This window comes from Pseudomonas sp. TMW 2.1634 (genome assembly GCF_001703595.1).
In the GTDB taxonomy this organism is placed as follows: domain Bacteria; phylum Pseudomonadota; class Gammaproteobacteria; order Pseudomonadales; family Pseudomonadaceae; genus Aquipseudomonas; species Aquipseudomonas fragi.
This window is the reverse complement of record NZ_CP016849.1, coordinates 3,365,343-3,381,126: the sequence shown is the minus strand read 5'-3', so window position 1 is coordinate 3,381,126 and position 15,784 is coordinate 3,365,343. Positions and strand designations below refer to the sequence as shown.

Sequence of the window (15,784 nt, the reverse complement as noted above, 5' to 3'; positions counted from 1 at the left end):
TACGAAATGAAACGTCATAGTCACTAATGCGAATCTTTATCAGTGACGTTCGTAGGTAAAGACTCCCGGGCCTTCAGGATTTCCAGAAATAAATGAAAATAGTTTCGCTGGCGCTAGCCCCGTGCTGTGGGAGCGGGCTTGCTCGCGATGCTGGCACCGCGGTTTCTCTGGCTGAGCGCGTTGATGCCATCGCGAGCAACCCCGCTCCCACAGGGAGACTCAGGGCTTGGTCGAGACGATCAGGGTGTAGGGCACGCCGTCCTGCAGGCGTCCGCCCAATGGGGCAATGGCGGTTTGCAGGGCGCGCTTGGGGTCGCGCAGGTTCAGGGCGGCGGTGATGCGGCGCTGGCCCAGCGCCTTGTCGGTCAGCACGATCAGGCCGGGCTGGTAGCGGCGTAATTGCATGATCACATCATCGATAGACTGATCCACCGCCACCAGTTGCCAGCGCCGCCACGGCGCAATTTGTTCCAGAGGCAGTTGCACGATGCGGGTCTGCCGCTCGTTTGCGGCGAAATGCAGTTGGTCGCCGTGGCCCAGCAGGTGCGTGGCCGAGGCCGATGCTTGAGGTGTTTGCACGGCAACCGTGCCGCTTTCGACGCTGACATCGACACCGTTGTCATCCAGATTGACCGCAAACGCGGTACCGGTCACCCGAACCCGCACGTCACCGGCGTTGACGTAGAAGGCACGGCTGGCATCGTGAGTCACCGAGAAAAAGGCCTGGCCGCGCAATAGCGTGACTTCTCGCTGTTCGGGGTTGAACTGCACATCGGCAAGGGTGTTGCTGTCCAGAAGCATCTGGCTGCCATCGCTCAGTGTGATGGTGCGGTGTTCGGCGGTGGGGCTGCGGTAGTCGGCTTGCATCGCTTGCCAGTCGGGGCCCCACATCAGCAGGGCGCTGGCGGCCACGGCGGCACCAACCAGTGCGCGCTTGCGCCGGCTCAGGCGCGCGGGAGGACGTAAGGCCGTCGGCGTCGGCGTCGGCATTGGCATTGGCGCTGGCTCTGTAGCAACCGGCAGGCTCAAGGCTTCGCCGCTCAAGCTCCAGACTTTCAGGGCCTTGCGATAAGCCGCGTCATGCTCGGGGGCGCTGGCCCGCCAGTGGTTCAGGCGCGCGGCCAGTTCGGGGTCGTGGGGGTTCTCCTGGATCAGCAGCAGCCAGTCCAGTGCAGTTTCCCAGATCGGGTTCGGGGGCGGTTTTTCAGTCATCACTCAGTTGTTCCGCGCAGTAGGTCAGGGCGTCGCGGACCAATTGGTGGGCCAGGCTCACGGATATGCCAAGTTGCGTGCCGATTTGCTGGAACGTCAGGCCTTGCAGGCGATGCAACACAAATGCCTGACGCGTGCGTTCCGGCAAGCGCGACAAAGCATGTTGCAATTTGCGCAGTTCGTCCACATGCAAGGCTTGCTGTTCGGGCGAAGGGGCGTTGGAAATGTGTTCGTCCAATGATTCGCTGTGGGTGGTGTGGCGGTTTTCCAGGGTGGCCCGGCGATTGAGGTCAAAGGCCAGGTTGCGCACGATGCGATAAAGGTAGCCCACCGGCTGTGTCAACGGGATGAGACTGTCCGCGCCCTGGCTAAAACGCAGCCAGGCGTCTTGCACCACATCTTCTGCCTTGGCCCGGCAACCCACGATGGGGGCGGCATAGTCGACCAAAGCGATGCGATGCGTCAGGTAAAGCTGGAGCCTGTCATTGGTGTCGGGCACGGGTATCCAGGAGGATGAGCCAGGGAGCTGAAGTTGACCGGATATTAATGCGGATGAGATGGATTATCAAATACGACCTTTGGGCCGCAGATAAAAGGTATCGGGGAGGGCGGGAAGGAATCCCGGAAACTAAAAAGCCCGCTTTCGCGGGCTTTTTGAGTGGTTATACAGGGTGAACCTGTAAACCTGAATTGGTGCCCAGAAGAAGACTCGAACTTCCACGACCTTGCGGTCACCAGCACCTGAAGCTGGCGTGTCTACCAATTTCACCATCTGGGCAGTATCAGCAACGTTGCCGCTGTTGATGTGGCGCATAATACGGATAGCTTTTCGATCTGTAAACCCCTGTTTTAATTTTATTAAATCAGAGGCTTATAAGATCCTGAAATGCAAAAACCCGCTTTCGCGGGTTTTTGTGTGAGGCTGAAGAGTGTACTACTCTGCAATCTCGAATTGGTGCCCAGAAGAAGACTCGAACTTCCACGACCTTGCGATCACCAGCACCTGAAGCTGGCGTGTCTACCAATTTCACCATCTGGGCAGTATCTTCAACGCTGTTGCCGTTGTTGATGGCGCGCATCTTACGGACGAACCTTTGACCTGTAAAGCGTTGTGTTTAAAAATAGTGAAAATATTTCGCGAACGGTTGGTCGACAGCGGCAAAGCGCGTCAGAAAGGACTATTAAGGCCCAGTGAGTGCCTGAAATTTCCCGTTTCAATACGCGTATGCCAAACTAACCCGCATATAGACAAGGTGAAAACTATCTAATGGCCGATTGGCAGACCCTCGATCCCGAGGCCGCACGTGAAGCGGAAAAATACGAAAACCCTATCCCTAGCCGCGAACTGATCCTTCAGCACCTGGCCGAGCGTGGCTCGCCTGCTGCTCGTGAACAGTTGGTGGAAGAGTTCGGTCTGACTACAGAAGACCAAATCGAGGCCTTGCGCCGTCGCCTGCGTGCGATGGAGCGTGATGCCCAACTGATTTACACCCGCCGTGGCACTTACGCGCCGGTGGACAAGCTTGACCTGATTCTCGGTCGCATCAGTGGCCACCGCGATGGCTTCGGCTTCCTGGTGCCGGATGACGGCAGCGACGACCTGTTTATGAGCCCGGCGCAAATGCGCCTGGTGTTCGATGGTGATCGCGCGCTGGCCCGTGTTTCGGGGCTGGACCGCCGTGGTCGTCGTGAAGGCGTGATCGTTGAAGTGGTCTCCCGAGCTCACGAAACCATCGTCGGTCGCTACTTTGAAGAAGGCGGCATTGGTTTTGTCGTGGCCGACAACCCGAAGATCCAGCAAGAAGTGCTGGTGACCCCGGGTCGCAACGCTGGCGCCAAGATCGGTCAGTTCGTCGAAGTGAAGATCACTCACTGGCCGACCCCGCGTTTCCAGCCGCAAGGCGATGTGCTTGAGGTTGTAGGCAACTACATGGCTCCGGGCATGGAAATCGATATTGCCCTGCGCTCCTACGACATTCCTCACGTCTGGCCTGAAGCTGTCCTTAAGGAAGCGGGCCGGTTGAAACCGGAAGTCGAAGAAAAAGACAAAGAGAAGCGCATCGACCTGCGTCATCTGCCGTTCGTCACCATTGACGGCGAAGATGCCCGCGACTTCGATGACGCCGTATTCTGCGAAGCCAAGCCTGGCAAGCTGCGCCTGTTCTCCGGCGGCTGGAAGTTGTACGTGGCAATTGCCGACGTCTCCAGCTACGTGAAAATCGGTTCGGCCCTGGATGCCGAAGCCCAGGTTCGCGGCAACTCGGTGTACTTCCCTGAGCGCGTGATCCCGATGCTGCCTGAGCAGCTGTCCAACGGCCTGTGCTCCCTGAACCCGAAAGTCGACCGTTTGGCCATGGTGTGCGAGATGACCATCTCCAAAACCGGCGAAATGACCGACTACCAGTTCTACGAGGCGGTGATCCACTCCCAGGCCCGTCTGACCTACAACAAGGTCAGCACTATCCTGGAACAGCCGAAAACCAGCGAAGCCAAGCAACTGCGCAGCGAATACGCTGATGTAGTGCCGCACCTCAAGCAGCTTTACTCGCTGTACAAGGTGCTGCTGGCGGCTCGTCATACCCGTGGCGCGATTGATTTTGAGACCCAGGAAACCCGAATCATCTTCGGTTCCGATCGCAAGATCGCCGACATTCGCCCGACCACCCGCAACGATGCGCACAAGCTGATCGAAGAATGCATGCTGGCGGCCAACGTGGCCACTGCCGAGTTCCTCAAGAAGCACGAGATTCCTGCGCTGTATCGTGTTCACGATGGTCCGCCGCCGGAGCGCCTGGAAAAACTGCGCGCGTTCCTCGGTGAGCTGGGCCTGAGCCTGCACAAGGGTAAAGACGGTCCTTCGCCGAAGGATTACCAGGCATTGCTGGCCAGCATCAAGGATCGTCCGGACTTCCACCTGATCCAGACCGTGATGCTGCGCTCGTTGAGCCAGGCGGTGTACAGCTCTGATAACCAGGGCCACTTCGGCCTGAACTACGAAGCCTACACCCACTTTACCTCGCCAATCCGTCGCTACCCGGATCTGTTGACGCACCGTGCGATCCGCAGCGTGATCCATTCCAAGATGGACACCCCGCACGTTCGCCGTGCTGGCGCGATGACCATCCCGAAAGCGCGGATTTATCCGTACGACGAAGCGATCCTTGAGCAGCTCGGCGAGCAGTGCTCGATGAGTGAGCGCCGTGCCGACGAAGCTACCCGCGACGTGACCAACTGGCTCAAGTGCGAGTTCATGAAGGATCGCGTAGGCGAGTCGTTCCCGGGTGTGGTGACGGCAGTGACCGGTTTTGGCCTGTTCGTGGAGCTGACCGACATTTATGTCGAAGGTCTGGTTCACGTAACCGCCTTGCCGGGCGACTACTACCACTTCGATCCTGTGCATCACCGCCTGGCGGGCGAGCGCACCGGTCGCAGCTTCCGCTTGGGCGATACCGTTGAAGTACGGGTCATGCGCGTCGATCTCGACGAGCGCAAGATCGACTTCGAAATGGCGGAAAAAACCCTCAGCGCGCCGATTGGTCGTAAAAATCGCACTGCTGATGCGCCTAAAGCGAAAAACGCTGGCAAGTCGGGCACCAAGGCGACTGAAAAGCCGGTTGAGCCTGCCCCGGCAGCGCGCCGCAGTGCGCCAGCCAAGGCGGTGAAAAAATCGTCCGATGATGCTTACCGTCCTGGCGACGCGGCGGCCAAAAACGCCGAACTGCGTAAAAGCCGTGAACTGAAACAGGCGCTGCTGGCCGAATCGAAAAGCGGCGGTCGGACATCGGAGCCGGGAATGTCGAGTAGGGGGGCGCCTGCAAAAGATGCAGGCAAGCCTTCCAAGCCGAGCAAACATCGTAAAGGCCCGCCGAAATCGGGCACCGCTCCAGCCGCCAAAAGCGGCGGGGCGCGCAAACCTAAGGCCAAGTCATGAGTCTGGAAAAAATCTACGGCGTGCATGCCGTAGAAGCATTACTGCGTCACCATCCCAAGCGCGTCAAGCAGGTGTGGTTGGCAGAAGGTCGCAGTGATCCGCGGGTACAAACGCTGATCGAGCTGGCCAACGAAAACCGTGTGGCTGTCGGCCAGGCCGAGCGTCGTGAAATGGACGTCTGGGTTGAAGGCGTGCACCAGGGCGTGGTGGCGGACGTTAGCCCGAGCCAGGTCTGGGGCGAAGCCATGCTCGACGAGCTGCTCGATCGCACCGAAGGTGCCCCGTTGTTGCTGGTGCTGGACGGCGTGACCGACCCCCACAACCTGGGTGCCTGCCTGCGTTCGGCAGATGCTGCCGGCGCACTGGCTGTGATCGTGCCGAAGGACAAGTCTGCAACATTGACGCCGACTGTACGAAAAGTAGCCTGCGGTGCAGCGGAAGTTATTCCGTTGGTGGCCGTAACCAACCTGGCGCGCACCCTGGAAAAACTCCAGCAGCGCGGCCTGTGGGTTGTCGGTACGGCCGGTGAGGCTGAGGTCAGCATCTATGACCAGGACCTGACCGGTCCGACCATCCTGATCATGGGAGCCGAAGGCAAGGGCATGCGTCGCCTGACCCGTGAGCATTGCGACTACCTGGTCAAGCTGCCGATGGCGGGCAGCGTCAGCAGCCTGAACGTTTCGGTAGCGACAGGCGTTTGCCTGTTCGAGGCCCAGCGTCAGCGCGGCGCCAAGGCCAAGGCTTCTTCGAAGAAGAAGTAAGCTGGCTGGCTGTTAAATGTGGGAGCGGGCTTGCTCGCGATGCGTATCACGCGGTGTCTCTGGATGAGCGCAGCGATGCCATCGCGAGCAAGCCCGCTCCCACATTGGTTTGTGGCGTTTGCAGGCAAAGATTGTTCAAATAATCACCAATTGCCTTGCGCCTCCGTTGTCCCTTCTCTACAATTGCGCCCCTTGCCGTCATGGCGGGCGCATATGTGCCTCTCTAGGCAAGACACACAAGTGTCATTCACTCCTTGTCTGACCGCTTTTTAGTTAGCGGCAGGCTACAACCCGTAAGGAGCATTCATGCGTCATTACGAAATCATCTTTTTGGTCCACCCGGATCAAAGCGAACAAGTCGGCGGCATGGTAGAGCGTTACACCAAGCTGATCGAAGAAGACGGCGGCAAAATCCACCGTCTGGAAGATTGGGGCCGTCGTCAACTGGCCTACGCAATCAACAATGTTCACAAGGCTCACTACGTGATGCTGAACGTTGAGTGCACTGGCAAAGCCCTGGCTGAGCTGGAAGACAACTTCCGTTACAACGATGCTGTGATCCGTAACCTGGTCATCCGTCGCGACGAAGCCGTAACTGGCCAGTCCGAGATGCTCAAGGCTGAAGAGAACCGCAGTGAGCGCCGTGAGCGTCGTGACCGTCCTGAGCATTCTGACAGCGCCGATGGCGATGACAGCGATAACAGCGACGCCAGCGATAACGCTGACGAGTAATCCACGGACCTTTTGAGGAGCCAATTACATGGCACGTTTCTTCCGTCGTCGTAAATTCTGCCGCTTCACCGCAGAAGAAGTGAAAGAGATCGATTACAAGGATCTCAACACTCTGAAAGCTTACGTATCCGAGACCGGCAAAATTGTTCCAAGCCGCATCACCGGTACCAAAGCTCGTTATCAGCGTCAGCTGGCCACCGCTATCAAGCGCGCCCGCTTCCTGGCCCTGCTGGCCTACACCGACAGCCACGGCCGCTGAGACCGGGCAGTCGACAAGTAGTAAAGGATTGAAGCATGCGCGCCTTAGCTGAGTTCATCATGCGAGGCCGTGTGCAGGCCACGTTAATCGTGGCCGGATGTGCGGCATTGCCGTTCTTGTTCTGGTTGAGTGCTGCTGCAGGTAGCCTTGTGCTTCTGCGGCGCGGTCCGAGAGATGCGTTGAGCATCCTCTCATGGGCGTTACTGCCGGCCTTGGCCTGGTGGTTTATCGGAGAACCTCGCACCCTTATGGTGCTGCTGGGAACTCTGGGGTTGGCGTTGATGTTGCGCGCCGGCCAGTCCTGGAATCGCGTGCTGCTGGTCAGCGTAGCGTTGGGTGTGGTGTATGGCGTGATCCTGGGTACGGTTTTCCGCGAACCCATTGGTGCGATGGCGCAGGAGTTGGAAAAACTTCTGCCGCAGGTCCTCAATGGTCTCTACGACAAGTTATCTGACGTAGAGCGAGCGCGCCTTGGAGCACTGATTGCACCCGTCCTCACCGGTTTGATTGCAGCTTTGATGCAGGTCGTCAGCGTGCTAAGCCTGATGCTTGGGCGTTATTGGCAGGCGTTGTTGTATAACCCGGGCGGTTTTGCCAGCGAATTTCGCAGCATCCGCCTACCGCTGGGACCAGCGCTCGTATTGCTGGCGTGCATGCTTGTCGGGCCGAACTTCGGTCCCGAAATGGCCATGCTTACGCCGTTGTGCAGCGTAGCGTTGTTCTTCGCCGGGCTAGCCCTGATTCATGGGCTGGTGGCGCAAAAGCGACTGGCCAAGTTCTGGCTGGTGGGGTTGTACGTCACGCTGTTGCTGTTTATGCAGCTGATCTATCCGTTGCTCGTGGTTTTGGCCATTGTCGACAGCCTGATTGATTTTCGCGGACGTCTGGAGCCTAAAGGCCCCGATAAAGACTCTGCGGACGGTGAAGGTTAAAAGTTAAGAGGATTTTCACATGCAACTGATCCTTCTGGAAAAAGTCGCGAACCTGGGCAACCTGGGCGACAAAGTAAATGTTAAGGCCGGTTACGGTCGTAACTACCTGCTGCCGTACGGCAAAGCAACCGCTGCAACCGCTGCCAACCTGGCTGCGTTTGAAGAGCGTCGTGCTGAGCTGGAACAAGCTGCTGCAGACAAAAAAGCTTCGGCTGAAACACGCGCTGCCCAACTGGCTGAGCTGGAAGTGACTATCACTGCCACCGCTGGCGACGAAGGCAAGCTGTTCGGCTCGATCGGCACTCACGACATCGCTGATGCACTGACCGCCTCGGGCGTTGAAGTTGCTAAAAGCGAAGTTCGTCTGCCGAACGGCACTATCCGCAACGTTGGCGAATTCGACGTGGCTGTGCACCTGCACGCCGAAGTTGAAGCAACCGTACGCGTTGTTGTGGTAGCTGCTTAAGCAGTCTTAACTGACTGGCACCTTGTGTGCCGGACGGTTAACATCGGGCACGATCCTGTTTACAGGTCGTGCCCTTTGTCTTTCTGCTGTTTCTGATTTTCATACCTATTCCAAGTGGCCATGAACGATATCTCCGCTCCTGAGCAATACGATCTACAAACCGCAGCCCTGAAGGTGCCTCCGCATTCCATCGAGGCCGAACAGGCTGTGCTCGGTGGTTTGATGCTGGACAACAACGCCTGGGAACGCGTGCTGGATCAGGTTTCGGACGGTGATTTCTATCGACATGACCACCGCCTGATCTTCCGCGCCATCGCCAAGCTGGCAGACCAGAACTCCCCGATCGACGTCGTGACCCTTGCCGAGCAATTGGACAAGGAAGGTCAGACGTCGCAAGTGGGTGGCCTGGGCTACCTCGGTGAGCTGGCGAAAAACACGCCGTCGGTCGCCAACATCAAGGCCTACGCCCAGATCGTGCGCCAGCGCGCGACCTTGCGTCAGTTGATCGGCATCAGCACCGAAATCGCCGACAGCGCCTTCAACCCGGAAGGGCGCAGCGCCGAAGAAATCCTCGATGAAGCCGAGCGCCAGATCTTTGCGATTGCCGAGGCCCGGCCAAAAACCGGCGGCCCGGTCAGCGTCAACGACCTGCTGACCAAGGCCATCGACCGCATCGACACACTGTTCAACACTGACAACGCCATCACTGGCCTGTCCACCGGCTACACCGACCTGGACGGCATGACCAGCGGCTTGCAGCCTGCCGACCTGATCATCGTGGCGGGTCGTCCATCGATGGGTAAAACCACCTTTGCGATGAACCTCGTTGAAAACGCCGTTTTGCGCAGTGAAAAAGCGGTGTTGGTCTACTCCCTCGAGATGCCAGGCGAATCGCTGATCATGCGTATGCTGTCGTCCCTGGGCCGTATCGACCAGACCAAGGTCCGGGCCGGTCGTCTTGAAGACGACGATTGGCCACGCCTGACCTCGGCGGTCAACCTGCTCAACGACCGCAAGCTGTTTATTGACGATACGGCCGGTATCAGCCCGTCGGAAATGCGCGCCCGTACCCGACGACTGGTGCGTGAGCACGGTGATATCGGCCTGATCATGATCGACTACCTGCAATTGATGCAGATCCCGGGTTCGGGCGGTGACAACCGTACCAACGAAATTTCCGAGATTTCGCGATCCCTCAAGGCACTGGCCAAAGAGTTCAACTGCCCGGTAGTGGCGCTGTCGCAGCTCAACCGTTCCCTTGAGCAGCGGCCCAACAAGCGCCCGATCAACTCCGACTTGCGTGAATCCGGAGCCATCGAGCAGGATGCCGACGTCATCATGTTCGTGTACCGCGACGAGGTGTACCACCCCGAGACCGAGCACAAGGGCATTGCCGAGATCATCATCGGCAAGCAGCGTAACGGCCCTATCGGCACGACGCGCCTGGCGTTTATCGGCAAATACACCCGCTTTGAAAACCTGGCGCCGGGCAGCTACAACTTCGACGACGATTAATCGCCCCGCGCTTTTCTGTGGGAGCGGGCTTGCCCGCGATTCAGGCGACTCGGTATATCTGCCGAACCGCAGCGATACCTTCGCGAGCAAGCCCGCTCCCACAGGCAATCAATTCCGACCATCGCCGTCGGAATTGGTTATTTTTTGTGCTATATTCCGCGCCCGCGAATTTCTTAGTAAATGCCGCGCCCCCTTTTTTGCACTCAACACCGGTCATCGACATGCAATCAGCCAAGCCTCTATTTGACTATCCGAAGTACTGGGCCGAATGTTTCGGCCCAGCACCATTCCTGCCCATGAGCAGGGAGGAGATGGATCAGCTTGGCTGGGATTCATGCGACATCATCATCGTGACCGGTGATGCCTATGTCGATCACCCGTCATTTGGCATGGCCATTATTGGTCGTTTGCTGGAGTCCCAGGGCTTCCGTGTGGGCATCATTGCCCAGCCGAACTGGCAGTCCAAAGACGACTTCATGAAGCTCGGTGAGCCGAACCTGTTCTTCGGCGTTGCTGCCGGCAACATGGACTCGATGATCAACCGCTACACCGCAGACAAGAAAATCCGTTCCGATGACGCCTACACCCCAGGTGGCATGGCAGGCAAACGTCCGGATCGCGCCAGCCTGGTGTACAGCCAGCGTTGTAAAGAAGCCTACAAGAATGTGCCGATTGTCCTCGGTGGCATTGAAGCGTCCCTGCGCCGTATCGCGCACTACGACTACTGGCAGGACCGCGTGCGCAACTCGATCCTGATCGACGCCTGCGCCGACATCCTGTTGTACGGCAACGCCGAACGCGCCATTGTCGAAGTGGCCCAGCGTTTGTCCTACGGCCACAAGATTGAAGACATCACCGACGTGCGCGGTACCGCGTTCATCCGTCGCGATACGCCTAAAGACTGGTACGAAGTCGACTCGACGCGTATCGACCGTCCGGGCAAGATCGACAAGATCATCAACCCGTACGTCAACACCCAGGACACCCAGGCCTGCGCCATCGAGCAGGAAAAGGGCCCGGTTGAAGACCCGAACGAAGCCAAGGTCGTACAGATCCTGGCCAGCCCGCGCATGACCCGTGACAAGACGGTTATCCGCTTGCCGTCGGTGGAGAAAGTGCGTGGCGATGCGGTGCTCTATGCCCACGCCAACCGCGTGCTGCACCTTGAAACCAACCCGGGCAACGCCCGTGCGCTGGTGCAAAAGCATGGCGAAGTGGATGTGTGGTTCAACCCGCCACCGATCCCGATGACCACCGAAGAGATGGACTACGTGTTTGGCATGCCTTACGCACGTATTCCACACCCTGCGTACGGCAAGGAAAAAATCCCGGCCTACGACATGATCCGCTTCTCGGTGAACATCATGCGTGGCTGCTTTGGTGGCTGCACCTTCTGCTCGATCACCGAGCACGAAGGCCGCATCATCCAGAACCGTTCCGAAGAGTCGATCATTCGTGAAATCGAAGAGATCCGCGACAAGGTGCCAGGTTTCACCGGCGTTATTTCCGACCTCGGCGGCCCGACTGCGAACATGTATCGCATTGCCTGCAAAACCCCGGAAATCGAATCCGCGTGCCGCAAGCCGTCCTGTGTATTCCCGGGCATCTGCCCGAACCTGAACACCGACCACTCGTCGCTGATTCAGCTGTACCGCAGTGCGCGTGCCTTGCCGGGCGTGAAAAAGATCCTGATCGCCTCTGGCTTGCGCTACGACCTTGCGGTCGAATCGCCGGAATACGTGAAGGAACTGGTTACCCACCACGTTGGTGGTTACCTGAAGATCGCCCCGGAACACACCGAGGAAGGTCCGCTCAACCAGATGATGAAGCCGGGCATTGGCAGCTATGACAAGTTCAAGCGCATGTTCGAGAAGTACACCAAGGAAGCGGGCAAAGAGCAGTACCTGATCCCGTACTTCATTGCGGCCCACCCGGGCACCAAAGATGAAGACATGATGAACCTGGCGATCTGGCTCAAGACCAACGGTTTCCGTGCCGACCAGGTGCAGGCGTTCTACCCGTCGCCGATGGCCACCGCCACCGCGATGTACCACTCGGGCAAGAACCCGCTGCGCAAGGTCACGTACAAGAGCGACTCGGTGACCATCGTCAAGAGCGAAGAGCAGCGCCGCCTGCACAAGGCGTTCCTGCGCTACCACGACCCGAAAGGCTGGCCGATGCTGCGTGAAGCACTGACCCGCATGGGCCGTGCCGACCTGATCGGTTCGGGCAAGGACCAGCTGATCCCGTTGCATCAGCCGGCGACCGACAGCTATCAGAGTGCCCGTCGCAAAAACTCGACGCCTGCTGGCAGCCACAAGGTCGCAGGTGAGAAGACCACCAAGATCCTGACCCAGCACACCGGCCTGCCGCCGCGTGCCAGTGATGGTGGCAACCCGTGGGACAAGCGTGAACAGGCCAAGGCTGCGGCGTTTGCCCGCAACAAGCAGGCCGCCAAGGAGCGCCAGGAAGCGGCCAAGGGCGGCAAGAGCCAGCGCCCCGCCCGCAAGCCGGTAGTGCCGCGCTAAATAAATCACGGCATTGTGGGAGCGGGCTTGCTCGCGATGGGATCACCGCGGTCAATCTGATACACCGCGCTGTTTGCATCGCGAGCAAGCCCGCTCCCACAAGATACCAACGCCAGCCTTCGGGCTGGCGTTGTGCTTTCCGGGCGCTGAGAAGCCTGCCACGGGCTTGTAGGCTGTTTGCTGTCGCACGGTAAGGGAATGAGGTTTGTAGCGTCTGAGGGCGCTCAGGCTAACTGCGAGGATCAGCAGGCGGGCTGCTGATCCTGATCACAGATCCTGTGGGCCGGGTTGTGGATAACCGGGCCGAGGGGGGGTCAAGCGGTGGGCGCTTTGTCTTCTGGCGCGCCGGTATCTTCTGCGGCGTCTGCACTTTCGCTGTCGACTTCGTGGTCCAGCTCGGTCTCTACAGTACCGCCTTCAGCAGCCGCTTTCTTGCGGGCAGCTTTTTCCTCTTTCTTCTGCTCTTTAGCCAAGTCTCTTTGACGCTTAGCGAAGTTATAGTTTGGTTTGGCCATGGGCGATCCTCTTGGGGTCGAAGGTGAGGTTAAGCGGCGCGTATTCTGCCCTGTATTAGTGCTTAGCCGTTAGCTGGGTTTTTGCAAGGTTGCACTTTGCGTTAAAAATACGACTCTACACCCACGCAAAAGCCGGTTGTGGATTAAATCGGGTTACTTATTCCGCCAAAATTCAAAATGATGGCCTATGGTTATAAGCCTTAAGCCCCTTTTGTGGCTGGTTTGTGTCGATCTTGGCAATAGACCATGACGCAGATCATATGAATCGATACAATTTTCAGGCAATCTGTATACAGATTTTTGCTTCCTCATACCCTGCCTTGGAGATACACCATGTTTGCCAAAGTTGTTGCGGTATCCCTTTTGACCCTGGCCAGCGGCCATTTGCTGGCGGCTGAGTGCGCTGTCACTGTCGATTCGACTGACCAAATGTCTTACAACACCAAAGAGATCGTCATCGACAAATCCTGCAAGACCTTCACCGTTAACCTGACGCACTCCGGCAACTTGCCGAAAAACGTCATGGGCCATAACTGGGTGTTGAGCAAAAAGGCAGACATGCAGGCAGTTTCCACCGACGGTATTGCTGCCGGCCTGGATAAAAACTACCTGAAGGACGGTGACGAGCGCGTTATCGCCCACACCAAAGTGATCGGCGCTGGCGAGAAAGACTCGGTGACCTTCGACGTGGCCAAACTGAAAGCGGGCGAAGAATATGAATTCTTCTGCACCTTCCCGGGCCACAACTCGATGATGAAAGGCGCTGTGGTTCTTAAATAAGACCGCGCTAGCCCCTAAAACAGCCCTGACGTGCCTTGCGCCGTCAGGGCTGTTTGCGTTCAGGCCCTGGAGTCGGTCATCTTGAAAATGCCCTGGGCGTTGCTGCTGTCGAAGTTCAGATCGATGCGGCCGGTGTCGGGGTCGACCTTGCGCTGGATAAACTCCACAAATGAACCCGGCACCGCGTGTTCACGGTACACGCCGGCGCTATCGACCAGGCCGCGACTGACCGTGCAGGCGCGATAGGCGGTCTGCATCACCCGGCCTGAGGCCGAGACCTCGATGCTGTCTTTCATCGGCCGTTGCAAGTCGCGCTGTTGCGCCACGCAGGCTTCGAGGTCCGGCACGCGGTCGGTCAGATGGTTGAAGCTGTTGCCCTCAGTGGCGATCCAGGCCATTTCGGCGCTTTCAGCGAGCAGGCAGTGGTAGTCCGTTTCCTGTACCACTCCGTGCTGACGGCCAAACGCCTGATAGAGCGCGGGTAACAGGCTGTGCGCTTCACTCTGGCTGCAATGGCGGGTCTGGCTAAGGCGCTGGAGGATGCTGTGGTGTTGGGCTTGCAGCGGGTCAAGGCTGGAGCCGACCACTCGGCTGACGGCCTGTTGAAACGCTTCGCTGAAACGGCCGGGATGCAGTTCCGAGACAAAGAACTGGGCGATGTCTTCGGGCAAGTCCATTTGCCGGTAGCCCCAGCCGGTCATGCTCAGTTTGGTCAGGGGGTAGGTTCGTACATCGGTAAAGCCCAGAGGCTCCAGCAATCGGGCAAATGCCTGACGGCCACGGGGCAGTTCGCCGTTATCGGGCCAGTCAACCGTGCGGAGGGCGCCGTGGTCAAACACCACCTTGCGCCCATGTTGTGCCTGTTCTTCGACATAGCGCCGACCTTCAGGTACGGCTTCTACCAGCTTGTGCAGCAGGCACAGGTTCAGGGCTTCGGCGAGCCACACCCTGTGCACCGCCTGCTCATGCCAGCTGAAGCGCAGCAGCCCTTCGGGTACCTCGACATGTTCACGCAACCAGGCGGTTGCCGGTTGGCCGAGCAAGGAATCGACTAGAGAAAACAAACCATCGAAAGCAGACATGGGGCAGGGCTCTGGCGACGAAACAGGCGTCTATCAAAGCCTTTGGCCGTTGCGGCCACAAGCGAAAAAAATTGCAGGGTTCATTCCGTTTTTTCGTACTGAACCCCTGATGGCAGGTGGGAGCACCGCATGACCTGTGGGAGCAGGCTTGCCTGCGATGCATCCCACGCGGTCTGTCAGGCATTTCGCGGTGATGCCATCGCGAGCAAGCCCGCTCCCACAAGAAGTGCAGCCGCGCGGCTCAAGGTGCGAACGGCATCTCACGCTTGTGATGGGTTTTTTCATAGGTGCTGCGGATGATGTTGAACGCTTCTTCGCTCACCGGCTCGCCATGCAGGAAGGCATCGATCTCGGCATAGGTCACGCCGTGGGACGCTTCGTCCGGCTTGCCCGGTTCCAGGTCTTCAAGGTCGGCAGTCGGGACTTTTTCTACCAGCGATTCCGGCGCTCCAAAATGTCGAGCAATGGCCCGTACCTGATTTTTCACCAGCCCGCTGAGCGGCGCCAGGTCGCAGGAGCCGTCGCCGAACTTGGTGAAGAAGCCCATCACCGCCTCGGCGGCATGGTCAGTGCCGATCACCAGCCCGCCAGTCGCCCCGGCGATGGTGTATTGCGCCACCATGCGCATCCGCGCCTTGGTGTTGCCCAATACAAAATCAACCGTGGCGGCAGGTTTGCCTTCAAACGCGCTCACTTCGGCTGCCAGGGCCTTGACCGCCGGGCCGATGTTTACGGTCTGGCGCTCGTCCGGGTTGATAAAGTCGACCGCAGCCGTGGCGTCCGCTTCGTCATGCTGTACACCGTAAGGCAGGCGCACGGCAATAAAGCGATAGGCCTGGTCGCCGGTCTGTTCGCGCAATTGCTGCACCGCACGTTGTGCCATCAGGCCTGCGGTCAGGGAGTCGACCCCGCCGCTGATGCCCAGTACCAGGGTCTTGAGCCTGGCGTTGTGCAGGCAGCACTGAATGAACGTGATACGCCGGGCGACCTCGGCCTCAAGGGCGGCGATGTCTTTGAAGGGCGGCTGGACCTTGAGGTCTGCAGCAATCTGACGCTGTACGGCCTGCATGA

14 protein-coding genes and 2 tRNA genes are annotated in these 15,784 nt (G+C 58.6%); 9 read left to right on the top strand and 7 right to left on the bottom strand.

Annotated features, from left to right (window positions below; translation table 11 throughout):
- Positions 1–219: 219 nt before the first annotated feature.
- The 4 genes from BFC21_RS16030 to BFC21_RS16015 all read right to left on the bottom strand — a co-directional run bounded on the left by BFC21_RS16030 (position 220) and on the right by BFC21_RS16015 (position 2,252).
- Entirely contained in the window at positions 220–1,212 is a 993-nt protein-coding gene (locus BFC21_RS16030; RefSeq protein WP_120266353.1) for a FecR family protein, read from the bottom strand.
- A complete protein-coding gene (locus BFC21_RS16025) occupies positions 1,205–1,711 on the bottom strand; it encodes a sigma-70 family RNA polymerase sigma factor (RefSeq protein ID WP_016783315.1) in 507 nt (168 codons plus the stop codon). The genes BFC21_RS16030 and BFC21_RS16025 overlap by 8 nt, the downstream gene beginning before the upstream one ends.
- A gap of 192 nt (positions 1,712–1,903) precedes the next feature.
- Positions 1,904–1,990 (bottom strand) — tRNA-Leu (locus tag BFC21_RS16020).
- Between the two features lie 175 nt (positions 1,991–2,165).
- Positions 2,166–2,252: transfer RNA gene (locus tag BFC21_RS16015), tRNA-Leu, on the bottom strand.
- A 227-nt stretch (positions 2,253–2,479) separates the two neighbouring features.
- Here BFC21_RS16015 and rnr point away from each other — a divergent pair.
- From rnr to BFC21_RS15975, 8 genes are all read left to right on the top strand, one after another.
- Entirely contained in the window at positions 2,480–5,143 is a 2,664-nt protein-coding gene (gene rnr, locus BFC21_RS16010; RefSeq protein ID WP_088378341.1) for a ribonuclease R, read from the top strand.
- Entirely contained in the window at positions 5,140–5,904 is a 765-nt protein-coding gene (rlmB, locus tag BFC21_RS16005; RefSeq protein ID WP_016783317.1) for a 23S rRNA (guanosine(2251)-2'-O)-methyltransferase RlmB, read from the top strand. Before rnr ends, rlmB begins: the two co-directional genes overlap by 4 nt.
- Before the next feature lie 306 nt (positions 5,905–6,210).
- Positions 6,211–6,636 (top strand): 30S ribosomal protein S6, encoded by a 426-nt coding sequence (gene rpsF, locus BFC21_RS16000; protein WP_003439045.1) that lies wholly within the window; start codon positions 6,211–6,213, stop codon positions 6,634–6,636.
- Between the two features lie 28 nt (positions 6,637–6,664).
- Positions 6,665–6,895 (top strand): 30S ribosomal protein S18, encoded by a 231-nt coding sequence (rpsR, locus tag BFC21_RS15995; RefSeq protein WP_003171373.1) that lies wholly within the window; start codon positions 6,665–6,667, stop codon positions 6,893–6,895.
- Positions 6,896–6,930: 35 nt separating this feature from the next.
- Positions 6,931–7,827, top strand: a complete 897-nt coding sequence (locus BFC21_RS15990; protein WP_088378340.1) for a hypothetical protein — start codon at positions 6,931–6,933, stop codon at positions 7,825–7,827.
- A 19-nt stretch (positions 7,828–7,846) separates the two neighbouring features.
- A complete protein-coding gene (gene rplI / locus BFC21_RS15985) occupies positions 7,847–8,293 on the top strand; it encodes a 50S ribosomal protein L9 (protein ID WP_003439047.1) in 447 nt (148 codons plus the stop codon).
- 120 nt (positions 8,294–8,413) lie between these two features.
- A complete protein-coding gene (dnaB, locus tag BFC21_RS15980) occupies positions 8,414–9,808 on the top strand; it encodes a replicative DNA helicase (protein ID WP_016783319.1) in 1,395 nt (464 codons plus the stop codon).
- A 221-nt stretch (positions 9,809–10,029) separates the two neighbouring features.
- Positions 10,030–12,336, top strand: coding sequence for a YgiQ family radical SAM protein (locus BFC21_RS15975; protein WP_029611709.1), 2,307 nt, complete (start codon positions 10,030–10,032; stop codon positions 12,334–12,336).
- Between the two features lie 314 nt (positions 12,337–12,650).
- Here BFC21_RS15975 and BFC21_RS15970 read toward each other — a convergent pair whose 3' ends face one another.
- Complete coding sequence (locus tag BFC21_RS15970) at positions 12,651–12,851, bottom strand: hypothetical protein (protein ID WP_086799031.1); 201 nt, start codon at positions 12,849–12,851, stop codon at positions 12,651–12,653.
- Between the two features lie 333 nt (positions 12,852–13,184).
- On the opposite strand from BFC21_RS15970, the gene azu reads away from it, so the two are divergent.
- On the top strand, positions 13,185–13,631 hold the full coding sequence (azu, locus tag BFC21_RS15965; RefSeq protein WP_016783322.1) for an azurin: 447 nt from the start codon (positions 13,185–13,187) through the stop codon (positions 13,629–13,631).
- Positions 13,632–13,690: 59 nt separating this feature from the next.
- Here azu and BFC21_RS15960 read toward each other — a convergent pair whose 3' ends face one another.
- Both BFC21_RS15960 and nadE read right to left on the bottom strand, forming a co-directional pair.
- A complete protein-coding gene (locus BFC21_RS15960; protein ID WP_088378338.1) occupies positions 13,691–14,713 on the bottom strand; it encodes a DUF1338 domain-containing protein in 1,023 nt (340 codons plus the stop codon).
- A gap of 241 nt (positions 14,714–14,954) precedes the next feature.
- On the bottom strand, positions 14,955–15,782 hold the full coding sequence (nadE, locus tag BFC21_RS15950) for an ammonia-dependent NAD(+) synthetase (RefSeq protein ID WP_016783324.1): 828 nt from the start codon (positions 15,780–15,782) through the stop codon (positions 14,955–14,957).
- Positions 15,783–15,784 lie beyond the last annotated feature (2 nt).